The sequence below is a fragment of the Pseudomonas sp. SB113 genome (assembly GCF_040754745.1).
Lineage (GTDB): Bacteria > Pseudomonadota > Gammaproteobacteria > Pseudomonadales > Pseudomonadaceae > Aquipseudomonas > Aquipseudomonas grimontii.
Genome location: NZ_JBFMHW010000029.1, coordinates 45398 through 68086, shown reverse-complemented (window position 1 = coordinate 68086; position 22689 = coordinate 45398). Strand labels below are relative to the sequence as shown.

Genomic DNA, 22689 nt, shown 5'->3' with positions numbered 1-22689 from the left:
TGCTGGGCGCGAACGACGTGGTCAACCCGGCCGCGAAGAACGACCCCAATTCGCCGATTGCCGGCATGCCGATCCTGGAAGCGTTCAAGGCGAAGACCATCATTGTCAACAAGCGCTCGATGGCCAGCGGTTATGCCGGGCTGGATAACGAGCTGTTCTATCTCGACAAGACCATGATGGTCTTTGGTGATGCGAAGAAGGTCATCGAAGACATGGTCAAGGCCGTCGAGTAACACTGCTTCAGCGCAATACTCCAAACCCCGGCCTCCTGTAGGCTGGGGTTTTTTATTACCCCATGAAACCCGACCAAAGGCTCTAAATCGCTGCCCCGCATTCGACCATGGTAGCGGGCCGAAATTTTTTGAAATCACTACACTGCCCACCTTGCTTCCGTAGCCTGAGATAACAATTCATGTACCGTGATCGTATCCGCTTGCCTTCGTTGTTGAACAAGGTCATGAGCGCGGCAGACGCCGCCGCACTGATCGAGGACGGCATGACCGTCGGCATGAGCGGCTTCACCCGAGCCGGTGAAGCCAAGGCCGTCCCCCACGCCCTGGCCGAGCGCGCCAAGACGTCCCCGCTGAAAATCACCCTGATGACCGGTGCCAGCCTGGGTAACGACCTGGACAAGCAACTGACCGAAGCCGGCGTGCTGTCCCGACGCATGCCGTTCCAGGTCGATAGCACCTTGCGCAAGGCAATCAACGCCGGCGAAGTGATGTTTATCGATCAGCACCTGTCGGAAACCGTCGAGCAACTGCGCAACAACCAGCTCAAGCTGCCGGACATTGCCGTCATCGAGGCCGTTGCGATCACCGAACAAGGCCATATCGTGCCCACCACGTCCGTGGGTAACTCCGCCAGCTTCGCGATTTTCGCCAAGCAAGTGATCGTCGAGATCAACCTGGCGCACAACCCGAACCTGGAAGGGCTGCACGACATCTATATCCCGACGTATCGGCCAACCCGTACGCCGATCCCGCTGGTAAAGGTCGACGACCGCATCGGCAGCACCGCGATCCCGATCCCGCCGGAGAAGATCGTCGCCATCGTGATCACCAATCAGGCCGACTCAGCCTCCACCGTGACGCCACCCGACAGCGACACCCAGGGCATCGCCAACCACTTGATCAACTTCCTCAAGCAGGAAGTGGACGCCGGGCGCATGACCAACAAGCTGGGCCCGCTGCAGGCCGGTATCGGCAACATTGCCAACGCAGTGATGTGCGGCCTGATCGATTCGCCGTTCGAAGACCTGACCATGTATTCGGAAGTGTTGCAGGACTCGACGTTCGACCTGATCGACGCCGGCAAGCTGAGCTTCGCCTCGGGCAGCTCGATCACTTTGTCGGAGCGGCGCAATACCGACGTGTTCGGTAACCTGGAGCACTACAAAGACAAGCTGGTGCTGCGCCCGCAGGAAATCTCCAATCACCCTGAAGTGGTGCGGCGCCTGGGCATTATCGGCATCAACACCGCGCTGGAGTTCGACATCTACGGCAACGTCAACTCCACCCACATCTGCGGCACGCGGATGATGAACGGGATTGGCGGTTCCGGCGACTTCGCCCGCAACGCGCACCTGGCGATCTTCGTCACCAAGTCGATTGCCAAGGGCGGCGCGATTTCCAGCGTGGTGCCAATGGTCAGCCATGTGGACCACACCGAGCATGACGTCGACATCCTGGTCACCGAAATAGGCCTCGCCGACCTGCGTGGCCTGGCGCCACGGGAGCGGGCCCGCGTGATCATCGACAACTGTGTGCATCCGGCGTACCGCGATACGCTGAACAGTTACTTCAACGCGGCCTGCGCTATCGGCGGGCACACCCCACACATCCTGCGCGAAGCACTGAGTTGGCACATTAACCTGGAAGAAACCGGGCATATGCTCAAGGCTTGATTGATACAGATCCGAGCTGATGCAAACACAGTTTCGTCAGCTCGATTGCACAACCCTGACTTCTTGAAAAAACTGTACTGCTGTACCGGTCATTTCCTACCGAAAACTCCCATGCCAGCATCATAAAATACCAATTTCGCACCGTTTCAGTGCGCACAGGTACAGTTGCCCCATTTACGTACAGTACAGCACCTATAAACAGTTAACTGCCCCCTCACAATACAGGTGAACTGTATCTAGAGAGTGTTGCGTCGGAAGAGGATCATTGGCATCAGTTAAACCACTACCTAATCCCGCCACAAGCGGAAGGATGTCATCATGGAACGTACACTCAGTTCCGAACTGTTCTTCGAAGAAAAAGCTGTAAACACCCAGGCTTCCCTGCCTTTGCGCGTTCTCGCCAACCTGATGTTGTGGCAGCGCCGCATCTCCAGCCGCCACCAACTGGCTCGTCTGGATTCGCGTCTGCTGGCTGACGCTGGTATCAGCGAAGCTCAACGCTACGAAGAGCTGAGCAAGCCGTTCTGGCGCTAATTGGCGCCCGCTGGCCCTGACCCACCGGGTCCACTGCCAGCACTGATTTGTCAAAACAAAGCCCGCCCCGGGAGACCGGAGGCGGGCTTTGTTGTTTCCAGAGCTGCCTTTTTCCAGGCCAAACAGAAGCCGTTGATCCAGACAGGTACAGTTTAAAAAATATAACAGTTAAGCAGTACAATTAAGTGTTGGTGTATCTGTAACGGTCAAAGCAACTCGCCCACCATGGTGTTCCAGGACCTCATGAAAGGCGCTCACCATGGATACCCAACCTCCTTCTCTATGTAAACGGCTGTTACGCCGGACAGTTTCCACACTGGCCAAATGGATACGCCACGCCTACGAACGACGCCAACTGGCGCAGCTTGATCTTCGAGAACTCTCCGATGTCGGTATCAGCACGGGAGACCGAATGGCCGAGCTGTCCAAGCCATTCTGGCGAGACTAGACAGTCAAGAAGCTTTCCGAACGGATAAACAGCGGCTTAATATCCAGCCATAACGTGGCGAACCGTTTAGAACAGACGTCTGATCCCCAATGGTTGCCCCGCTCCACCTTATTCGTTCATCTAGAGGAGTCACCCCATGTCCCGTATTCGCCTGCTCAGCGCTGCAACCCTGTTGGCCCTGGCCACCAACGCCAGCGCGACCAGCTTCATCGTGACCACCGACTCCATAGTCGGCGCACTGAAGGCAACTTCCGACGCCACCTCCGATGCCACTTCGTCCCTGCGGGATAACAAAGTCGTGCGCGCCGCCCGTGACGACGCAGCCAGCTTCGTCGCCAGCGAAGGTGCCATCCGCGGTGTGAAGCTGGAAAGCGCGCTGGCCCAGATCCGCCAACAAGCGCCACAACTGCATACTGCCACTGACGCACAGCTGGCCCAGGCCATCCTGGCCATTTGAGCGCGCTGACACAAAGGGAGCGCCCGTCGCTCCCTGATGCCGTCGCGCTGGCTCTCGCCCGGGCATTACGCTAGCCTTGGCGCTCGCTTTCAGTTGTCGAGTCCCATGGCTTTTTCATACCGCCTGCTAATAGTCCCTGTGTTGTTTTGCGCCAGTTGGTCGCCACTGGCTTCGGCCTTTGACCTGACCATCCAAAGCACCGTCGCGAGTGCGTACGCCACCAGCAAGGTGACTTCCGCGCCTTTCGACCGGAAAGTAGTCGTGGCCGCCCAGGATGATGCCGCTGCATTTATCGCCACTGACGGCCAATGGCGGGGCGCACGGCTGGAATCCGCACTGGAATATCTGCGCCGCACCCAACCAAAACTTAACGCCAGTGACCTTGAACTGGCGCAAGCAATTCTCGTCCAATAATCATCTTTGTATTTCGGAGTCATTCCATGCGTAGCCCGCTGATCGCCGCCACCCTTGGCCTGCTGTTGTTGGCCGACGTTGCCCAGGCGCATACCTTGGTGGCCACCAGTAACATCATTGTTCGCGCCTCTGGCCGCACCATTGATTTCACCTCGGACACCACCACCTCCATCCGCGACTCCAAAGTCGTGCGCGAAGCCCACGATGACGCGGCCAGTTTCGTCGCCACCAACGGCGAGATTCGTGGCGCACAGTTGGAAGCGGCCTTCGACACCCTGCGCACCCGCCTGCCGGAAGCGCGCGATGCCAGTGACCAGACCCTCGCCGAAGCTATTCTCGCTCTGTGAGGCGCCTTGTCGCCTGGCTCCTGGCCGGGACTGTGCTGCTGTGTGCCAGCGCAGCTCAGGCCAGCCTGCAACTGCGGCTCAAGCCAGAAGGCTTGAGCCCGGCCGAACAGCAGGCCAGCCAGGCATTGCTTGATGAAGCGATGCGCGCATTGCCGCCGCGCTTTATCGAGCAGTTGGACCGGCGCATCGATGTCGGCTGGACCGACAAGATGCCCGAAAACGCTTACGGCCAGGCCTCCCTGGTGTCGGAACTGGACCTCAACCGCAACCTCCTGGCCAGCCTGACCGACGGCAGCGCCGCCACCCAGAAAACCAATCGCCCCCACGGCACCGTGCGCCGGGAAATGCTCGCCACCGTGCTGCATGAACTGACCCACATCTATGACCGTGCACGCCTCTGGTCCAAAGACGAACGCGCACTGATCCAGCGTTGCAGCCGCCAGAACAACATCACTGGCCTGATCGGCCTGCCCGATCAATGCCGTGGCCAGAATGACCGGCGCTTCACCCTCAGCGATGACCCGCGCCTGCTGGACCTGGCGGGCTGGCCGCAATATGTCGGCCGTCGCGGTGAACGCGAACAACACAACCGTCAGGTCGCGCGCAGCCCGGACATCTACGAAACCACCAATCCGCTGGAATTCGTAGCCGTCAATATGGAGTATTTCCTCCTCGACCCAAGCTATGCCTGCCGGCGCCCCGCGCTGTTCCGCTATTACAAGGAACACTTCGGCTGGGCCCCGCCCGAACAAGACACTTGCGCCAAGACCTACGCGTTTCTCAACGCCGGCAATGATTTTGCCAAGACACCGTTGGGCCACGTCGACCCGGAGCGGGTCTACGAGATCGACTACCTGCTGGCCGAAGCCAACCAGAACTTGGTAAGCCGCTGGGGCCACAGTATGCTGCGCCTGGTGATCTGCGCGCCGGGCCGACCCCGTGGGCCGGACTGCCGGCTCGACCTGGACCAGCACCTCGTGCTGTCCTACCGGGCGTTCGTCGGTGACGTACAGTTGTCCAGCTGGGATGGCCTGGTGGGCAAGTACCCGTCACGGCTGTTCGTGTTGCCATTGGCTCAGGTGATCGACGAATACACCAAGACCGAACTACGCGGCCTGGCGTCCGTGCCCTTGAAACTGTCGCGCCAAGAGATCAACAACACCGTCGAGCACGCCGCTGAAATGCACTGGAGCTATGACGGCAACTATTACTTCCTGTCCAACAACTGCGCGGTCGAAAGCCTGAAGCTGCTGCGCAGCGGCAGCGCCAACCCGCAACTGACCGGCCTGGACAACATCACCCCCAACGGCCTGCTGGAAGTGCTGCAAGCCCGTGGCCTGGCGGATACCAGCGTACTCAACGACAAACGCGAGGCCATGCGCCTGGGGTATCACTTCGACTCCTTCCGCGAACGCTACCAGGCGATGTTCGACGTGCTGCGCAAACACTTGCCGATCAAACAGACCCAGGTTGAAGACTGGCTGTCTCTCAGTGCCGAACAGCGCCGCCAGTGGTTCGACCAGGCCGACCTGCGCACCAGCGCCGCACTGCTGCTGCTGGAGCAAGCGAGCTTTCGCAAACAGCTGATGCTGGCCCAGGACGAAGTCAAACAACGTTACCTCGGTGCACGCGAGCTGAAAAACGGCGGCATGGAGAAAGCCAACGCCACACTGCAGCAGATCCTCGCCAACAGTGGCTTCCTCAGCCGCCCGGCGGAATTGCTCGGCAGCGGCGGCTACGGTCTGCCGCAACCTTCGGAAGCCAAGCGCCTGGAATCGGAAAGCGCCGAGCGCCAGAAGCAGTTGCAATCGCTTACCGGCGAGCTGGATAAAGAGGTGAGGGCGCTGCTGGAACCGTCCCGCGCGGCTGAGATTGCGGCGTGCGAAGCCAACCTGAAGCAGGTCGGTGAACACCTGCGCAAACTGCACAAAGCAGCGGGCGGCCTTGAGCTGCCCTGACGTACCCGGGATAAACACATTTGAAATGTGTACGTCTGAAGACCGTGCATCTTCCCACCACCAACTGTTTTGCCAACGAAAGCTGGCTGAAAGCTTACGCGTCTAGGATCGCCTCCAACTGCCGGCAACAGACCGGCTGTACACAACAACAATGGTGATCCCCGATGTCCGTCCGTACCCGCCTGTTCGTCCCAACTCCACCCGTACGCCTCGTGCCTTTCGTTCTGCGCTGACCCACCCCGGTTCGCCATTCCCTAGCCGCGCTACGCCTGGAGTATTCCTATGCTGACTTTCCTTGGCTTTGCCATGGTCATCACGTTCATGTTCCTGATCATGACCAAGCGCCTGTCCGCGCTGATCGCCCTGATCATCGTGCCTATCCTGTTCGCGCTGTTCGGCGGTTTCGCACCGAAGATCGGCCCGATGATGCTCGAAGGCATCACCAAGCTCGCGCCCACCGGCGTGATGCTGATGTTCGCCATCCTCTACTTTGCCCTGATGATCGACTCCGGCCTGTTCGACCCGGCCGTGCGCAAGATCCTCAAGATGGTCAAGGGCGATCCGCTGAAGGTATCGGTCGGCACCGCCGTGCTGGCCCTGGTGGTGTCCCTCGACGGTGACGGCGCCACCACTTACATGATCTGCGTGGCCGCCATGCTGCCGCTGTACCAGCGCATCGGCATGAGCCCGCGGATCATGGCCGGCCTGATCATCCTCGCTGGTGGCGTGATGAACATGACGCCCTGGGGTGGCCCGACCGCCCGCGCCGCCAGTGCGCTGCACGTGGACCCCTCGGATATTTTCGTACCGATGATCCCGGCGATGGCCGCCGGTGTGGTCGCGATCCTGGTGATTGCCTACATGTACGGCAAGCGCGAACGTGCGCGCCTGGGTGAACTGCACCTGCAAGTCGACGAGATCGACCACAGCGAAATCAGCGTGTCGCAATACCCGGATGCCCGCCGTCCGAAGCTGATCTGGTTCAACGGCGCCCTGACCCTGGCCCTGATGTGCACGCTGATCGCCGGCTTGTTGCCGCTGCCGGTGCTGTTCATGGTGGCATTCAGTATTGCCATGATCGTCAACTACCCGTGCCTGCAACAGCAGAAAGACCGCGTCGCCGCCCACGCCGGCAGCGTATTGGCCGTGGTGGGGTTGATCTTCGCCGCAGGGATCTTCACCGGTATCCTGTCGGGCACCGGCATGGTCGATGCCATGTCCAAGAGCCTGCTGGCCGTCATTCCGGAAGCCATGGGCCCTTACCTGGCGGTGATCACCGCGCTGGTGAGCATGCCGTTCACCTTCTTCATGTCCAACGATGCGTTCTACTACGGCGTACTGCCAGTACTGGCTGAAGCCGCCAGCCACTACGGCATCACCGCCGTGGAAATGGCCCGCGCGTCCATCGTTGGTCAGCCCGTGCACTTGCTAAGCCCGCTGGTACCGTCGACCTACCTGCTGGTGGCCCTGGCCGGTATCGAATTTGGCGATCACCAGCGCTTCACCCTGAAGTGGGCAGTGCTGGTGTGCCTGTGCATAATGTTCGCCGCATTGCTGATGGGGATTTTTCCTCTATTCAGCACTCTATAATCGTACAACCCACTGCGCCGACCTATCTGCCGGCGCGGTTTAACACTTGCTCAAAGGAATACACATGGAATGGCTGACCAATCCGGAAATCTGGATTGCCTTCTTCACCCTGACGGCCCTCGAGATCGTCCTGGGCATCGATAACATCATCATGATTTCGATCCTGGTCAGCCGCATGCCCAAGCATATGCAGGCACGCACCCGGATCTTCGGCCTGGCCCTGGCCATGGTCACGCGCATCCTGTTGCTGTTGTCGATCACCTGGGTCATGCGCCTGACCGACGATCTGTTCGTGGTCTTCGGCCAAGGCATTTCCGGCCGCGACCTGATCCTGTTCTTCGGTGGCCTGTTCCTGCTGTGGAAAAGCTCCCAGGAGATGTACCACGCTCTGGAAGGCGAAGACGAAACCCACGACGAACCCAAGGGCGCCGGTGGCAAGTTCATCTACACCATCATCCAGATCGCGATCATCGACATCGTGTTCTCCCTGGACTCGGTGATCACCGCCGTGGGCATGGTCTCCCATGTACCCGTCATGGTTGCCGCGATCATCGTTGCGGTACTGGTGATGATGCTGGCTGCCGGCACCATCAGCGACTTTATCGACAAGCACCCGTCGTTGAAGATGCTGGCGCTGTCGTTCCTGCTGGTGGTGGGTACCGTGCTGATCGCCGAATCCTTCGATGTGCACGTGCCAAAAGGCTACGTCTACTTCGCCATGGCGTTCTCGCTGGCGGTGGAAGCGGTCAACATCAAGATGCGTACCGCCATCGCGAAAAAGAAGAAACAGCAGGACCCTGTGAAACTGCGCAAGGATATTCCGGGTCAATAAACCCGAGCCAGACAAAAAAGGGGCTTTTATAAGCCCCTTTTTTTCATCCGCAAAAAGTTGATTTCATGACAGTTTTGTTTCAATCCCCACTTTAGCTATGCGATGCTGGCGCCGAGCCCATTCGCCAACTACAGCTTAACTACAAGACGTAGAACGGCACGCGGCAACTTTCCTTCGCTCCTGTTGGAGCGCACCCACACGGGGGGCCGAGCATGCTGACCTTGCTCAATCTGCTTTCCGCCGTGACCCTGCTTATCTGGGGCACGCACATCGTCCGTACCGGCATCCTGCGGGTCTACGGTTCCAACCTGCGTCAGGTCATCGGGCAGAACATGTCCAAGCGCTGGCTGGCATTTGTCGCCGGGATCCTGGTGACCGCCATGGTGCAGAGCAGCAACGCCACGGCGATGCTGGTGACGTCCTTTGTCGGCCAGGGCCTGATGGGGCTGATGCCCGCCCTGGCGACCATGCTCGGCGCCGACGTCGGTACCGCGCTGATGGCGCGGGTGCTGACGTTCGACCTGTCCTGGCTGTCGCCGTTGCTGATCTTTCTTGGGGTGATCTTCTTCCTGTCGCGCAAACAGACGCGGGCAGGGCAGTTGGGCAGGGTCGGGATCGGCCTCGGGCTGATCATTCTCGCGCTGCAATTGATCGTCGAAGCCGCCGGGCCGATTACCCACGCGCAGGGCGTGAAAGTACTGTTCGCCTCGCTGACCGGCGACATTTTGCTCGATGCCCTGGTCGGCGCCTTGTTCGCGATGATTTCCTACTCCAGCCTCGCTGCCGTCCTACTGACCGCCACCCTGGCCGGCGCCGGGGTGATCGGCTTGCACGTGGCCATCGGCCTGGTGATCGGCGCCAACATTGGCAGCGGTGTGCTGGCCTTCCTAAGCACCAGCATGCAGAACGCCGCCGGTCGCCAGGTCGCGCTGGGCAGCCTGCTGTACAAACTGATCGGCCTGCTGCTGATCATTCCGGTGCTTGACCCGCTGGTGCTGTGGATGGACGGCCTGGACTACAGCGCACAAGGCATGGTCATCACCTTTCACCTGCTCTACAACGTCAGCCGCTGCCTGATCCTGCTGCCCACTATCAGTCCGATGGCCAAGCTGTGCGCCTGGTTGCTGCCGGAGCGGGATGAGGTCAACGGCAAGGCCAAACCGCGCCACCTGGACCTCACAGCCCTGACCACGCCGAGTCTGGCGCTGGCCAACGCCGCACGGGAAACCCTGCGCCTGGGTGATCTGATCGACAACATGCTCACCGCCATGCAGGAAGTGCTGCGCGGCAAACAAACCGCCATCACCCAGGAAATGCGCAGCCTCAGCGATGACGTCGAGGCACTCTACAGCGCGATCAAACTCTACCTGGCGCAAATGCCCCGCGAAGACCTCAGCGAACAGGACAGCCGCCGCTGGGCGGAAATCATCGAGCTGTCGATAAACCTGAAACTGGCCGGTGACCTGATCGAGCGCATGCTGCGCAAAGTCCAGCAGCAGAAAACCTCGCAGCGTCGCCAATTCTCCGAAGTCGGCCTGGAAGAACTCACCGGCCTGCACAGCCAGTTGATCGCCAACCTGCGCCTGGGGCTATCGGTATTCCTCAGTGCCGACCCGGAAAGCGCCCGCCAATTGCTGCGTGAAAAACGCCGCTTCCGCGCCCAGGAGCGCCGCCTGGCCCACGCTCACGTCAGCCGCCTGCAACGCAAGATCGTGCAGAGCCTGGAGACCAGCTCGCTGCATCTGGAGCTGATTGCCGATATGAAACGCTTGAACTCGTTGTTTTGCAGCAGTGCTTATGTAGTCTTGGAAACGTCCGACACCGGCGCACTCTCCGCCGAAGATATTGCCGACATCACACATTCGCCCTGAACGTACGATGGCCCGTGAAGTCAGTTAAAGCTGACCTCACTCGCCAGGAAGCTAGTTATGCGTCGCCTGTTGTTCGCTTGCCTGCTCATGGGTTCTGCCCACGTCTTCGCCTTTGACCGCCTGCAGGTCGAGGGCTACACCTTGCCCAACGGCCTGCAATTGTTGCTTAAACCGGGCACCGAACGTGGCCATGTGGCGATTCGCCTGGTTGTCGGCGTAGGCCTGGACGACTTCAGTTGCGAAGAAAAGGAACTGCCGCACCTGCTCGAACACTTGCTGTTCAGCGGCCTAGACGGCGGCGGCGAAGGCGAGCTGGAAGACCGCATGCAGGCCCTGGGTGGTGAATGGAACGCCTACACCAGCAACGCCGACACCACCTTTGTGATCGAGGCGCCCGCGCAAAACCAGCGCAAGGTGCTGGACCTGCTGCTGGCGATCATCACTCGCACCGAGTTGACCGACGCCAATATCAACGCGGCCAAGCGGGTGGTCGAACGCGAAGACGGCGGCCATTACTCTCACCTGCAACGCCTGCTCGACCGCCAGGACCTGGGCCACACCGCCAGTAATCAGTTGGCGGTGGAGCTGGGGCTCAAATGCGCCGAACGCGCCGAGGTCGATCACCTGACCCGCGATCAACTGGAGGCGCTACGCAAAAATTGGTACGCCCCCAACAACATGACCCTGATCATCGTCGGCGACCTCGACAAACTGCTGCCCGCCTACCTGGAACGCACCTACGGCCAACTGGACCCGATCGAACCCAGCGAGCATCCGGCGCTGCCGCAAATCCAGCACGCCGCCGCCAGCCACCGCGACCTGATCCACGGCTGGGTGGGTGACAGTGCCAAACTGCACTGGCTGTTCCCCGAGCCGGTGCTGGACGACCAGCATGATGAAACCTACGACCTGCTCAAGGATTACCTGGACTGGGCGTTGTACCGCCAACTACGCCTCAAGCATGGGTTGTCCTACGGCCCCTGGAGCGAGCGCGAAGTGCTCGGCGGCGTTGGCTTCCTCAGCCTGAATGCCGACCTGGAGCGGGACAACCTCGCCGAAGCCGAGCAGGTGTTGCAAGACCTCAAGGCGCAACTGCTCAAGGACGGCCTTGACCCAACGGTATTTGCCCGCCTGAAACAGGCCGCCATCGCCCGCCAGGCCTGGGCCGTGCAGGGCAACAGCGCGCTGGCCGATTATTACTGGAGCGCCTCAGGCGATTATGACAATGGCCACTTCAGCGACCCGGTCAAACGCATCAAGGCCGTGAGCCTGGAGCAGACCGGCCAGGCCATGCGCGAGTTACTAAAGCAACCGAGTTACTGGCGCATCGAGAAACCGCTGTTGAGTTACGACATGCTCAGCTGGATCGGCGCCGGCGTGCTCGGGCTGATTGCGATTGCGTTGATCGGCGTGCGCAGTTATCGCAAACGGATCGCGTAATGAGGCACCGAACCCTGGGCTAAGACGTTATTCTGTCTGGGATTTTTTCCTATAAAGACTGCGAACCGCCGAATGCAAAACCTGACCCGCTTAATCACCCGCATCCTTGAACTGATGAAGCGCTACCCAGGGGTGATAGCACTCGGCGGTTTTATCTCGGGTGTGTGCAGCTTCATCCTGGTGGATCGCCAGCAGGGCATGGCCAGTTGGATCGCAGTGATCATGCTGGTGAGCTGGCTGTGGCTGATGCTGGAAAACAGCTTTACCCAGCTGTTCACCAAAGTCTTCAAACGCGAGATACCCGAACCCCTGCTGCGCTACGCGACCCAGATGATCCACCAGGAAAGTCTGTTCTTTGTGCTGCCGTTCTTTTTCGTCACCACTGCCTGGAACAGCGGCCAATCCGTGTTCACCGGCCTACTCGGCGCGGCCGCGCTGGTGTCGATCGTCGACCCGCTGTACTACAAATGGCTGGCACCCAAGCGCTCGCTGTTCCTCGCGTTGCACACCCTGACCTTGTTCGCCGCGCTGCTCACTGCGTTGCCAATCATCCTGCACCTGACTACGGCCGAAAGTTACAAACTCGCCCTCGGCGTGGCCATGGCCTTGTCGATTCCAAGCCTGGCAGTGAGCCTACCGCTGCGCAGCCTCAAAGGCTGGGCGATGTTGCTCGGGGTGACGGCCGCCATTGGTTGTGCGGGGTGGTTCCTGCGCAGTTGGGTACCGCCAGCCACCTTGTGGATGACCGAAGTGGCGATCAGCACCCAGTTGCAGGACCGCACCCCAGGCGACGATCTCAAGGAGGTCAACGCCAGCCAACTGCGCAGCACCGGGCTCTACGCCTACACCGCGATCAACGCGCCGCGCGGCCTGGACGAGCGCATCTACCACGTGTGGAAATTCAACGGCAAAGAGGTCGACCGCATCGCTCTGGACATCCACGGCGGGCGCAAGGAAGGCTACCGCGCCTGGACCCACAAGCAGAACTTCCCGCCCGAAGCGGTAGGGCGCTGGCAAGTCCAGGTGTTGACGGAGGACGGCCAGGTGATCGGCGTGCTGCGTTTTAAAGTGACGGACACAGCACAAACCGACAACCCAAAGTAGGCAGGATCGTGCTATTACGTAGGAATTGTGGATAGCCAAACAAGCTCGGAGCTTATGACCAGTAGTACCACGGCCGGCGCAGCCCACCTCGATACGTCCACCGCTCCCCCGTTACTGCGGATTACAGGGGACTGGACGCTTGCCCACTACGCAAACCTGAAGAAGCTGTCGGACAAGCTCGACGGCCAATACGACGCCGGCGCGCGCATCGACCTCAATGGCCTCGGCGCCCTGGATACCGCCGGTGCCTCACTGCTGGTGGAGCTGCTGGGGCCCACCCGTATCGAACAATCCGCCGAGCAGACCGACTGCAGCCTGTCCGCCGCCGACCGCGCGCTGCTCAAGACCGTCTACCGCTCCCTCAACGATTTTTGCGTGCCGGACAAAGCACCGGAAGAAGCCACCGGCATTCAGGTGCTGGCGCGTATCGGCGGGGCCGTGGACAAGGTCTGGCAAGACAGCAAGCAATTGCTGGGCTTTATCGGCCTGATCCTAGAAACCTTCGCCCGGGGCATTTTCCGGCCCAAGCGCTGGCGCGTGACGCCGATGGTCGCTCACCTTGAGCAGGTCGGCCTCGACGCCGCGCCCATCGTCGCCTTGCTGACCTTTCTGGTGGGCGCCGTGGTGGCGTTCCTCGGCGCTACGGTGCTCAAGAGTTTTGGCGCGACTATTTTCACCGTCGACCTGGTGGCGTTCTCCTTCCTACGGGAATTCGGCGTATTGCTCACCGCCATCCTGATCGCCGGCCGTACCGCCAGCGCCTTTACCGCGCAAATCGGCTCGATGAAAGCCAATGAAGAAATCGACGCCATCCGCACCCTGGGCCTGGACCCGATGGAATTGCTGGTGTTGCCGCGCGTGCTGGCGTTGCTGGTGGCGCTGCCGATGCTGACGTTTATGGCGATGCTGGCGGGGATCGTTGGCGGCGGCGTGGTCTGCGCCGTGGCCCTGGACATCTCGCCGGCGATGTTCCTCTCGCTGTTGCAATCGGACATTGGCGTGCAGCACTTCCTGGTCGGCATGGTAAAAGCCCCCTTCTTCGCCTTCCTGATCGCCGCCATCGGTTGTCTGGAAGGCTTCAAGGTCAGCGGCAGCGCCGAATCGGTCGGCGCCCACACCACCTCCAGCGTGGTGCAATCGATCTTTGTGGTGATCGTGCTGGACGCGGTTGCCGCGTTGTTCTTCATGGAGATGGGCTGGTGAGTCGTCTACACCGTGCGCCCACCGAGGCGGTGATTGAAGTGCGTGGCCTGTGCAATCGCTTTGGCAGCCAGCGCGTGCACGAGAATCTCGACCTGGATTTATACAAGGGCGAGATCCTTGCGGTGGTCGGCGGCTCCGGCAGCGGCAAGTCGGTGCTGCTGCGCAGCATCGTCGGCCTGCGCCGGCCCAGTGAAGGCGAAGTGCGGGTGTTCGGTAAGAACCTGCCGAGCTTGCCGGAACATGAGCGCTCGCTGGTGGAACGGCGCTTTGGCGTACTGTTCCAGAAGGGCGCGCTGTTTTCCTCGCTGACGGTGACCGAGAACGTGGCGCTGCCGCTGATCGAACATGCAGGGCTCAGCCGCCGTGATGCCGAGCACCTGGCTGCGGTAAAGCTGGCGTTGGCCGGGCTGCCGCTGTCAGCGGCCGACAAATACCCCGCGTCATTGTCCGGCGGCATGATCAAGCGCGCAGCCCTGGCACGCGCGCTGGCGCTAGACCCGGACATCCTGTTTCTCGACGAACCCACCGCCGGCCTCGACCCGATTGGTGCGGCGCAATTCGATCAACTGATCCTGACCCTGCGTGACGCGCTGGGCTTGAGCGTGTTCCTGGTCACCCATGACCTGGACACGCTCTACACCATCACCGACCGTGTGGCGGTGCTGGCGCAGAAGAAGGTGCTGGTGGCCGATGCCATCGATGTCGTCTCGGAAACGAACGACGCCTGGATTCACGAATATTTCCACGGCCCCCGAGGCCGCGCGGCATTGGATGCCGCTCAACCGCTCAACGAGGTATGACATGGAAACCCGAGCCCATCATGTGATGATCGGTCTGTTCAGCGTGATCGTGGTGGTCGGCGCGATGCTGTTTGGCCTGTGGCTGGCCAAATCCAGCGTCGACAGCGCCTTCCAGGATTACGAAGTGATCTTCAACGAGGCGGTCAGCGGCCTGTCCCAGGGCAGCTCGGTGCAGTACAGCGGGATCAAGGTGGGCGATGTCATCAGCCTGCGCCTGGACCCCAAGGACCCGCGCCGCGTACTCGCGCGCATCCGCCTGGCCGGCCAGACGCCGATCAAGGAAGACACCCAGGCCAAACTCGCGCTGACCGGCATCACCGGCACGTCGATCATCCAACTCAGCGGCGGCACCCCGCAAAGCCCGGAGCTCAAGGGCAAGGACGGCAACCTGCCGGAGATCATCGCCTCGCCATCGCCTATCGCGCGGTTGCTGAATAACAGCAACGACCTGATGACCAGCATCAACCTGCTGCTGCACAACGCCAATGACATGTTCTCTGCGGAAAACGTCGACCGCATCAGTAAAACCCTGGACAACCTGCAGCAAACCACCGGTGCCATTGCCGATCAGCGCGGCGACATCAAGGTGGTGATGCAGCAACTGATGCAGGTGAGCAAACAGGCCAGCGCCGCCCTGGAGCAGACCACGGTGCTGATGCGTAATGCCAACGGTTTGCTCAACGATCAAGGCAAACAGGCCTTTGGCAGCGCCGAACAGGCGATGAAATCCCTTGAGCAAAGCACCGCCACCATCAATACCTTGCTGACCAACAACAAGGACTCGGTGAACAGCGGCATGCAGGGCCTCAACGAACTGGCGCCGGCGGTGCGTGAACTGCGCGAAACCCTCGGCTCACTGCGCGCCATCTCCCGCCGCCTGGAAGCCAACCCCAGCGGTTACCTGCTGGGCAGCGACAAGAACAAGGAGTTCACGCCATGAAGCGTGCTTACCAAATGATCGCCCCTGTGGCCCTGGCGCTGATCAGCGCATGCTCGATCCTGCCCAAGGCGGATCCGTCGGACGTGTACCGACTGCCCTCGGCCCAGGCCGTCAACCAGCAGGGAGCGCCGGTCAGCTGGTCGCTGCGTCTGGCCAAGCCGCAGACCAGTGAGTTTCTCGACAGCGCGCGCATCGCCGTGGTGCCCAACGGCGATTTGATCAGCAGCTATGCGAACTCACGCTGGAGCGACCCGGCGCCGGTGCTGTTGCGTAATCGCCTGATGGACGGTTTCCAAGGTGATGGGCGCGTGACGCTGTTGAGCACCGACGACACCAACCTGCAGGCCGACTATGAGCTGGGCGGGCAGTTGCAGGCGTTTCAGAGTGAGTACCGCGGCAGTGCGGTAGAGGTGGTGATCCGCCTCGACGCACGCCTGGTGCGTGGGAGTGATCAGCGGATTATTGCCAGCCGGCGGTTTGAAGTGCACCAGCCGGTGACTGATACCAAAGTGCCGGCGGTGGTGGCCGGGTTTGGGTTGGCGGGAGATCAGTTGAACAGGCAGGTGGTGGAGTGGGTTGTTCAGCAGGGCAACGGGGCGGGGAAACGCTGAGGGCCTCATCGGGGGCAAGCCCCCTCCCACATTTTGAGTGTATTCACAGATCAACATGTGGGAGGGGGCTTGCTCCCGATAGCAATCCAAGCCTCAGCCAAAGAACCAGTAGCACACCGCAATCGCCGCCACCACACCGGCAAATTCAGCCAGCAACGCGCACCCTACGGCATGCCGCGCCCGCTGGATGCCCACCGAGCCGAAGTACACCGCCAACACATAAAAGGTGGTTTCCGTACTGCCCTGAATCGTCGCCGCCACCAACGCCGGGAAGCTGTCCACACCCTGGGTCTGCATGGTCTCGATCAACATCGCCCGGGCCGCGCTGCCGGAGAATGGCTTGACCATTGCGGTCGGCAGGGCGTCGACAAAACGCGTGTCCATGCCGGTCCAGGCCACCACATGGCGAATACCTTCGAGGCCCAGATCCAGCGCGCCGGAGGCACGTAATACGCCCACCGCACACAACATCGCCACCAGGTACGGCAACAGGTTCTTGGCGACATCGAAACCTTCCTTGGCCCCTTCGACAAACGCCTCGTACACCTTCACCTTGCGCAATGCACCGATCAGCAGGAACAGCATGATCAGGCCGAACAACGTCAGGTTGCCGAGGATCGACGACAGCCCGGCCAATGCGGTGGCCGAGAGGGTCGCCAGCAGGGCCATGAACCCACCCAGTACCAATGCGCCGGGAATCAGGTAGGCGAGCACCACCGGGTCCCACAGCCGCAGGCGCTGCATCACCGCCACCGACAGCAGGCCCACCAATGTGGACGCACTGGTGGCCAGCAGGATCGGCAGGAATACCAGCGTCGGATCGGGCGCACCTTGCTGGGCGCGATACATGAAGATCGTCACCGGCAACAGGGTCAGGGAGGATGCATTGAGCACCAGGAACAGGATCTGCGCGTTAGTCGCCGTGTTCGGGATGGGATTGAGTTCTTGCAGTGCCTTCATGGCCTTCAGGCCGATAGGTGTTGCTGCGTTATCCAGGCCCAAGCCGTTGGCGGCAAAGTTAAGGGTGATCAGGCCGATAGCGGGGTGACCGGCCGGCACTTCCGGCATCAAGCGCAAGAACAGCGGGCCAAGGGCCTTGGCCAGCCATTCGACAATCCCGGCTTTTTCGGCGATACGCAAAAAGCCCAGCCATAACGTCAGGGTGCCGAACAGCAGCACCATCACTTCCACCGACAATTTGGCCATGGCGAAAATGCTTTCAACCATCGCCGCAAAAATCCCGGCGTTACCGCCGACCAGCCATTGCGCCAGTGCTGACACCATTGCCACGACAAAGAAGCCAAGCCACAGGCCATTGAGCATCAGTTGAATCCCCCGAAAGATGGGGCGAATGATAGCGGGGCTGACAGAAACGACAAACCCCGGATTTCCCGGGGTTTGTTTTGTTCAGCCGTTATCAGCCGCGGCTGACTTCACCGGCCGGCAGCGCCTGCTTGGTGCGCCAGTGCGGCAGGGAGTTCCAGTAGCGCTCGCCCTTGGCGTCGTCGTACATGCCTTCCCAACGGGAGATGACCAGCACGGCCAAGGCGTTGCCGATCACGTTCAGTGCGGTACGGGCCATGTCCATGATGCGGTCGACACCGGCGATGAACGCCAAGCCTTCCAGCGGGATGCCGACGCTGCCCAGGGTGGCCAGCAGCACCACGAAGGACACGCCCGGCACACCGGCGATGCCTTTGGAAGTGACCATCAGGGTCAATACCAGCATCAATTGCTGGCCGATCGACAAGTCGATGCCATACAGCTGGGCGATAAAGATCGCCGCGATGCTCTGGTACAGGGTCGAACCGTCGAGATTGAACGAGTAGCCGGTCGGTACCACGAAGCTGCAGATGGCCTTTGGCGCGCCGTAGGCTTCCATCTTCTCGATCACACGCGGCAGAACAGTCTCGGAACTGGCGGTGGAGTAGGCCAGCACCAGCTCGTCCTTGAAGATGCGCATCAGCTTGAGGATCGAGAAGCCAAACAGGCGGGCGATCAGGCCCAGCACCGCAAAGGCGAAGAACAGGATGGCGACGTAAACCAGGATAACCAGCTTGGCCAGCGGCAGCAGCGAGGCGAAGCCGAAGTTGGCCACGGTCACCGCAATCAGCGCGAATACGCCGATGGGGGCGTACTTCATGATCATGTGGGTGACTTTGAACATACTCTCGGACACGCCCTGGAACATGGTCACCAGCGGCTCGCGCAGCTCCGGCTTGAGGCTCGACAAGCCCAGGCCAAACAGCACCGAGAAGAAGATGATCGGCAGCATCTCGCCACGGGCTACAGCGGCGAAGATGTTAGACGGGATCAGGTTGAGGATGGTCTGGATGAACGCATGCTCATGCTGCACCTCGGCGGCGGTCGCCTGGTACTTGGATATATCGACGGTACCCAGGGTACTCATGTCGATGCCTGCGCCCGGATGGAACAGGTTGGCCAGCAGTAGCCCGACCACGATAGCGATGGTGGTGACCACTTCGAAGTAAAGAATGGTTTTGACGCCGATACGCCCGAGCTTTTTCGCGTCACCAACACCGGCAATGCCGACGATCAGTGAGGAAATCACAATCGGGATCACGATCATCTTGATCAGGCGGATAAAGATATCGCCCGCTGGCTGCAACACATTGCTGATCCACCAGGCCTTTTCAGCGCTGAAATGGTTGAGCACTGCACCGATTGCAATCCCCAGCACCAAACCGATGAGGATCTGCCAGGCGAGGCTTAGCTTTGCCTTCTTCATGTCATTACCCTTACTTCAAGTGAACTTAAGGCAAATGCGCCAGCTGGAACGCTCGAAAGCGAAAAAGTGTGTGCATCTGCCTCCATGAAAGGTCACCGCAGCGTGGCCGAAATGGCTTACTGGCAGGCGAAAAAAGGCGCAACTATTCCCATGCAAGGGGACGACGTCTAATGCCGTAAACGCCTACCCCATGCCGAATCGGCATGACTTTTTTTCATAATAACTGTCCGAACGGTCAGTTCAAATGTGACATTTTGTCCGGTGAATATGCCGTGAACCGGCCAGTTCAGGCTCGCGCAGAGATTCTGAACGTCTTGGGGAGGATGGCAGAAATACCCGAGAGCTCTGCCGTCGAGCGTCGGAAACGTCCTATAGCGCGAGCAAAACTTTCTCGATAGATGGTCGCCCTGACACACCAAGTAATGGTTGGTAACAGGCGAAAGGGGAATTTGCAGCTATGGGCGGCATACGAGGCGGGAATGAGAGTGATAAGCCCGCCGCAAGTTCAGCAAGCCGTGGGCTTGTGAACCTGCGTCGCAGCTTTTCACCTGACCTGGCCCTTGCGCAGGCACTCCCTGTGCCCGTAGGTCACGCCGATCTCAATTGATCAGAACAACCCGGCCCCCTGGTCATGCATCCCCCTTGGCGGGGGATGCAGACAGAAAGAAGCGAGGGGCTTCTTTCTATGGACGCTGATCGCGCAGACGACAGACCCGTCAGACGCAACCTAGTACCAATTCGGATCTTTCTTCAGCTGCTCCATCAGCAGCTTCTGCATGCCTTCGTCCGGCTTACCGATAAACCGGTAATCGGCATGCCGCGTCGGAGACTTGTCCGCCGGCAAACCGGCAGGGACTTCCACCAACATGGCGTAGGCATCTTCCTTGTCGAGGCTGAAGGCCACGATCAGGCGCTTGTTAAGGCACGTATCCGCAGTTTCGCAGAGCGGCCCCACCAAGTACTTATCGCCATCTTCTTCCACGGCATTCATCTGCTCGGCCGTGCCCGACAGGTTCAAGACCCATTCCGGCAGGCGCTCTTCTTTCTTCACCACGCCTTGCCAGGTCTCGCGGTACTGCGGATCCGCGCTGAGCAGTTCGTTGGCCCGCGACTGACCGTCATTGGCGGCCATCGCGAAGCCGCTGCCGCCCAAGAGCACAGCGGCAGCAATCGCTTTGAGGGACAAAGTGGTCATTTTCAGCCTCGGCCGCGACGACCAAAGAAGAACGAAGCAATGAACATCACCAGGAAGACCACAAACAGAATCTTGGCGATACCCGTGGCGGTGCCCGCGATACCACCGAAGCCCAGGACTGCGGCCACAATGGCGATGATCAGAAATGTGATTGCCCAACTCAACATGGTGATTCTCCTTACGCTTCTATAAAAGGTAACAGCTGTGATGCCGTTCAGGCGCTCAACACAAGCGTCCGACGTTTTTGCCTAGAACACCCAACGCTCTTGGGTTGGCAGCTCGCCCAGGGTGGAGTCCTGATCGGCCACTCTCAATTGCTTGGCGGTCACATCGGCAGAAACGCTCCCGACGGCACGGCTCTCAATGGAACTGAAATGGGTCTGGGTCATTACCGGACGTTCGAATTGCGGGGCTTGGGGCTGACTCTGCTGCCAATGTTGCATCTGCTGGCCTGCAATCAGCGTGACCATCAGGGCCAGGCTGGCAAACAGCCCCTGTTGCATACGCAGTGGCGATACACGCAGTTGGCTGAGGTGTTGGCGAGTCATGCTGCTTTTCTCCCGCATTCTGATTATTCGTTCATGACGCTCTTGAGAGAGGTATTGCAGAGCGCATGCCAGCTTTTTTACAAAATAAAAACCATTAAAATCAATAGCTTATAAATTAAGGCTCAACTGGCGGCGCAGCATCCTGCACGATCCACCGCTACAGGCCGTGCGAAATGCACGATGGCCAGCGGTCGGGTCAAAGGATCGAATGCGCGGGTTGAGTTGCCGAAGTGGCAAGACGGCATGAAAACGCCATCAGACGGGGCTTTGTAGGAAGACTTGCAGATAGCTGCACGACGTTGCTTTTTATCGATCAGAATAAACCATGCAACTTGCCCGATTATTCCGGGACTAAACACCATCATTCATAGTTAAGGAGCGCGGGACAGATGGAATCAGCCAAGGAACTTCAAGGCCGTATTCTTTTAGTGGATGACGAGTCCGCGATCCTCCGCACCTTCCGTTATTGCCTGGAAGATGAAGGCTACACCGTCGCCACCGCCAACAGCGCCGCCCAGGCCGATGCCCTGATGCAACGCCAGGTGTTCGACCTGTGCTTCCTGGACCTGCGCCTGGGTGAAGACAATGGCCTGGATGTGTTGGCCCAGATGCGGATCCAGGCGCCGTGGATGCGTGTGGTGATCGTCACCGCCCATTCCGCCGTCGATACCGCCGTGGACGCGATCCAGGCGGGTGCCGCCGACTACCTGGTCAAGCCTTGCAGCCCCGACCAACTTCGCCTGGCCACCGCCAAACAGCTGGAAGTGCGCCAGCTTTCCGCACGCCTGGAAGCATTGGAGGGCGCCGTCCGCCAGCAGAAGGACGGCCTCGATTCCCATAGCCCGTCGATGATGGTTGTGCTGGAAACCGCACGCCAAGTGGCGGGCACCGATGCCAATATCCTGATCCTCGGCGAATCCGGCACGGGTAAAGGCGAATTGGCCCGGGCCATTCACGGCTGGAGCAAGCGCTCGAAGAAATCCTGCGTGACCATCAACTGTCCGTCGCTGACGGCAGAACTGATGGAAAGCGAGCTGTTCGGCCATAGCCGTGGCGCCTTTACCGGTGCCAGTGAGAGCACGTTGGGCCGGGTCAACCAGGCGGACGGCGGTACGCTGTTTCTCGACGAGATCGGCGACTTTCCCCTCACACTGCAACCCAAGTTGCTGCGATTTATCCAGGACAAGGAATATGAGCGCGTGGGCGACCCGGTCACCCGGCGTGCCGATGTACGTATCCTGGCCGCCACCAACCTGAACCTGGAAGACATGGTGCGCGATGGCCGCTTCCGTGAAGACCTGCTGTACCGCCTGAATGTCATCACCTTGCACCTGCCACCGCTGCGCGAGCGCAGTGAAGACATCCTCACCCTGGCAGACCGCTTCCTGGCGCGCTTCGTCAAGGAATACGCCCGCCCGGCGCGTGGCTTCAGTGATCAAGCACGCGAAGCCCTGCTCAACTATCGCTGGCCCGGCAATATCCGCGAACTGCGCAACGTGGTGGAACGCGCCAGCATCATCTGCCCACAGGAAAAGGTCGAAATCATCCACCTCGGCATGGCCGAGCAACCGACCAATAACGCCCCACGCATTGGCGCGGCGCTGAGCCTGGACGAGCTGGAGAAAGCCCATATCGGCGCCGTACTGGCCACCAGCGACACCCTGGACCAGGCGGCCCGCACGCTCGGCATCGACGCGTCGACCCTGTACCGCAAACGCAAACAGTACAACCTGTGAGCTGCA

General features: G+C 60.3%; 23 protein-coding genes. 18 read left to right on the top strand and 5 right to left on the bottom strand.

Translation table 11 applies throughout. The annotated features are described in order from the left end of the window. The 17 genes from AB1462_RS27385 to AB1462_RS27305 all read left to right on the top strand — a co-directional run. Positions 1-233: NAD(P)(+) transhydrogenase (Re/Si-specific) subunit beta (locus AB1462_RS27385; RefSeq protein ID WP_367248464.1), on the top strand; the 233-nt coding region annotated here is incomplete at its 5' end. 179 nt (positions 234-412) lie between these two features. Next, complete coding sequence (locus AB1462_RS27380) at positions 413-1906, top strand: acetyl-CoA hydrolase/transferase family protein (RefSeq protein WP_367248462.1); 1494 nt, start codon at positions 413-415, stop codon at positions 1904-1906. 318 nt (positions 1907-2224) lie between these two features. Continuing rightward, a complete protein-coding gene (locus AB1462_RS27375; protein ID WP_003187413.1) occupies positions 2225-2440 on the top strand; it encodes a DUF1127 domain-containing protein in 216 nt (71 codons plus the stop codon). A 259-nt stretch (positions 2441-2699) separates the two neighbouring features. After that, positions 2700-2888, top strand: a complete 189-nt coding sequence (locus AB1462_RS27370) for a DUF1127 domain-containing protein (RefSeq protein ID WP_259194662.1) — start codon at positions 2700-2702, stop codon at positions 2886-2888. A 136-nt stretch (positions 2889-3024) separates the two neighbouring features. After that, the gene (locus AB1462_RS27365; protein ID WP_090401241.1) at positions 3025-3345 is read left to right on the top strand and encodes a DUF2388 domain-containing protein; all 321 of its coding nucleotides are present in this window, start codon (positions 3025-3027) and stop codon (positions 3343-3345) included. Positions 3346-3450: 105 nt separating this feature from the next. Beyond that, positions 3451-3759: a DUF2388 domain-containing protein gene (locus AB1462_RS27360; protein WP_090401242.1), complete on the top strand. Its 309-nt coding sequence runs from the start codon at positions 3451-3453 to the stop codon at positions 3757-3759. 26 nt (positions 3760-3785) lie between these two features. Continuing rightward, a complete protein-coding gene (locus AB1462_RS27355; protein WP_027608008.1) occupies positions 3786-4106 on the top strand; it encodes a DUF2388 domain-containing protein in 321 nt (106 codons plus the stop codon). Beyond that, on the top strand, positions 4103-6064 hold the full coding sequence (locus AB1462_RS27350; protein WP_315338775.1) for a DUF4105 domain-containing protein: 1962 nt from the start codon (positions 4103-4105) through the stop codon (positions 6062-6064). Before AB1462_RS27355 ends, AB1462_RS27350 begins: the two co-directional genes overlap by 4 nt. A 282-nt stretch (positions 6065-6346) precedes the next feature. Next, on the top strand, positions 6347-7654 hold the full coding sequence (locus AB1462_RS27345; protein ID WP_053127258.1) for a CitMHS family transporter: 1308 nt from the start codon (positions 6347-6349) through the stop codon (positions 7652-7654). Positions 7655-7718: 64 nt separating this feature from the next. Then, a complete protein-coding gene (locus AB1462_RS27340; RefSeq protein WP_027608010.1) occupies positions 7719-8486 on the top strand; it encodes a TerC family protein in 768 nt (255 codons plus the stop codon). Between the two features lie 212 nt (positions 8487-8698). Beyond that, complete coding sequence (locus tag AB1462_RS27335) at positions 8699-10357, top strand: Na/Pi cotransporter family protein (RefSeq protein ID WP_090401244.1); 1659 nt, start codon at positions 8699-8701, stop codon at positions 10355-10357. Between the two features lie 57 nt (positions 10358-10414). After that, a complete protein-coding gene (locus AB1462_RS27330) occupies positions 10415-11797 on the top strand; it encodes a M16 family metallopeptidase (RefSeq protein WP_367248460.1) in 1383 nt (460 codons plus the stop codon). 72 nt (positions 11798-11869) lie between these two features. Continuing rightward, positions 11870-12901, top strand: a complete 1032-nt coding sequence (locus AB1462_RS27325; protein WP_090401246.1) for a DUF5924 family protein — start codon at positions 11870-11872, stop codon at positions 12899-12901. 54 nt (positions 12902-12955) lie between these two features. Next, a complete protein-coding gene (locus AB1462_RS27320; RefSeq protein WP_090401247.1) occupies positions 12956-14104 on the top strand; it encodes an ABC transporter permease in 1149 nt (382 codons plus the stop codon). Then, positions 14101-14904, top strand: coding sequence for an ABC transporter ATP-binding protein (locus AB1462_RS27315; protein ID WP_090401248.1), 804 nt, complete (start codon positions 14101-14103; stop codon positions 14902-14904). The genes AB1462_RS27320 and AB1462_RS27315 overlap by 4 nt, the downstream gene beginning before the upstream one ends. A 1-nt stretch (position 14905) precedes the next feature. After that, entirely contained in the window at positions 14906-15844 is a 939-nt protein-coding gene (locus AB1462_RS27310) for an MlaD family protein (protein ID WP_090401249.1), read from the top strand. Next, the gene (locus tag AB1462_RS27305) at positions 15841-16455 is read left to right on the top strand and encodes an ABC-type transport auxiliary lipoprotein family protein (RefSeq protein WP_367248458.1); all 615 of its coding nucleotides are present in this window, start codon (positions 15841-15843) and stop codon (positions 16453-16455) included. The genes AB1462_RS27310 and AB1462_RS27305 overlap by 4 nt, the downstream gene beginning before the upstream one ends. Before the next feature lie 93 nt (positions 16456-16548). On the opposite strand, the gene AB1462_RS27300 is transcribed toward AB1462_RS27305, so the two are convergent. From AB1462_RS27300 to AB1462_RS27280, 5 genes are all read right to left on the bottom strand, one after another. Continuing rightward, a complete protein-coding gene (locus AB1462_RS27300; RefSeq protein WP_090401251.1) occupies positions 16549-17778 on the bottom strand; it encodes a nucleoside recognition domain-containing protein in 1230 nt (409 codons plus the stop codon). 94 nt (positions 17779-17872) lie between these two features. Then, positions 17873-19204, bottom strand: coding sequence for a glutamate/aspartate:proton symporter GltP (gene gltP / locus AB1462_RS27295; protein WP_090401252.1), 1332 nt, complete (start codon positions 19202-19204; stop codon positions 17873-17875). 727 nt (positions 19205-19931) lie between these two features. Next, on the bottom strand, positions 19932-20399 hold the full coding sequence (locus AB1462_RS27290; protein ID WP_065946470.1) for an inhibitor of vertebrate lysozyme family protein: 468 nt from the start codon (positions 20397-20399) through the stop codon (positions 19932-19934). Between the two features lie 2 nt (positions 20400-20401). Beyond that, a complete protein-coding gene (locus tag AB1462_RS27285; protein WP_003170804.1) occupies positions 20402-20566 on the bottom strand; it encodes a DUF1328 domain-containing protein in 165 nt (54 codons plus the stop codon). An 81-nt stretch (positions 20567-20647) separates the two neighbouring features. Next, positions 20648-20947 carry a hypothetical protein gene (locus AB1462_RS27280; protein WP_065926887.1) on the bottom strand — a complete coding sequence of 100 codons (300 nt, stop codon included), beginning with the start codon at positions 20945-20947 and terminating at the stop codon, positions 20648-20650. Positions 20948-21336: 389 nt separating this feature from the next. Between AB1462_RS27280 and algB the strand changes: the two genes are divergently transcribed. Next, positions 21337-22683: a sigma-54-dependent response regulator transcription factor AlgB gene (gene algB, locus AB1462_RS27275; RefSeq protein ID WP_065926864.1), complete on the top strand. Its 1347-nt coding sequence runs from the start codon at positions 21337-21339 to the stop codon at positions 22681-22683. The last annotated feature ends 6 nt before the right edge of the window (positions 22684-22689 follow it).

What these genes read in the sequence shown, in the direction of transcription:
- AB1462_RS27365 (WP_090401241.1), top strand. Translation starts at nt 3,025, where the DNA reads ATGTCCCGTATTCGCCTGCTCAGCGCTGCAACCCTGTTGGCCCTGGCC.
- AB1462_RS27340 (WP_027608010.1), top strand. Translation starts at nt 7,719, where the DNA reads ATGGAATGGCTGACCAATCCGGAAATCTGGATTGCCTTCTTCACCCTG.
- AB1462_RS27300 (WP_090401251.1), bottom strand. Translation starts at nt 17,778, where the DNA reads ATGCTCAATGGCCTGTGGCTTGGCTTCTTTGTCGTGGCAATGGTGTCA.
- AB1462_RS27330 (WP_367248460.1), top strand. Translation starts at nt 10,415, where the DNA reads ATGCGTCGCCTGTTGTTCGCTTGCCTGCTCATGGGTTCTGCCCACGTC.
- AB1462_RS27280 (WP_065926887.1), bottom strand. Translation starts at nt 20,947, where the DNA reads ATGACTCGCCAACACCTCAGCCAACTGCGTGTATCGCCACTGCGTATG.
- AB1462_RS27345 (WP_053127258.1), top strand. Translation starts at nt 6,347, where the DNA reads ATGCTGACTTTCCTTGGCTTTGCCATGGTCATCACGTTCATGTTCCTG.
- AB1462_RS27325 (WP_090401246.1), top strand. Translation starts at nt 11,870, where the DNA reads ATGCAAAACCTGACCCGCTTAATCACCCGCATCCTTGAACTGATGAAG.
- AB1462_RS27360 (WP_090401242.1), top strand. Translation starts at nt 3,451, where the DNA reads ATGGCTTTTTCATACCGCCTGCTAATAGTCCCTGTGTTGTTTTGCGCC.
- AB1462_RS27320 (WP_090401247.1), top strand. Translation starts at nt 12,956, where the DNA reads ATGACCAGTAGTACCACGGCCGGCGCAGCCCACCTCGATACGTCCACC.
- AB1462_RS27290 (WP_065946470.1), bottom strand. Translation starts at nt 20,399, where the DNA reads ATGACCACTTTGTCCCTCAAAGCGATTGCTGCCGCTGTGCTCTTGGGC.
- algB (WP_065926864.1), top strand. Translation starts at nt 21,337, where the DNA reads ATGGAATCAGCCAAGGAACTTCAAGGCCGTATTCTTTTAGTGGATGAC.
- AB1462_RS27310 (WP_090401249.1), top strand. Translation starts at nt 14,906, where the DNA reads ATGGAAACCCGAGCCCATCATGTGATGATCGGTCTGTTCAGCGTGATC.
- AB1462_RS27285 (WP_003170804.1), bottom strand. Translation starts at nt 20,566, where the DNA reads ATGTTGAGTTGGGCAATCACATTTCTGATCATCGCCATTGTGGCCGCA.
- AB1462_RS27305 (WP_367248458.1), top strand. Translation starts at nt 15,841, where the DNA reads ATGAAGCGTGCTTACCAAATGATCGCCCCTGTGGCCCTGGCGCTGATC.
- AB1462_RS27355 (WP_027608008.1), top strand. Translation starts at nt 3,786, where the DNA reads ATGCGTAGCCCGCTGATCGCCGCCACCCTTGGCCTGCTGTTGTTGGCC.
- AB1462_RS27335 (WP_090401244.1), top strand. Translation starts at nt 8,699, where the DNA reads ATGCTGACCTTGCTCAATCTGCTTTCCGCCGTGACCCTGCTTATCTGG.
- AB1462_RS27375 (WP_003187413.1), top strand. Translation starts at nt 2,225, where the DNA reads ATGGAACGTACACTCAGTTCCGAACTGTTCTTCGAAGAAAAAGCTGTA.
- AB1462_RS27380 (WP_367248462.1), top strand. Translation starts at nt 413, where the DNA reads ATGTACCGTGATCGTATCCGCTTGCCTTCGTTGTTGAACAAGGTCATG.
- gltP (WP_090401252.1), bottom strand. Translation starts at nt 19,204, where the DNA reads ATGAAGAAGGCAAAGCTAAGCCTCGCCTGGCAGATCCTCATCGGTTTG.
- AB1462_RS27370 (WP_259194662.1), top strand. Translation starts at nt 2,700, where the DNA reads ATGGATACCCAACCTCCTTCTCTATGTAAACGGCTGTTACGCCGGACA.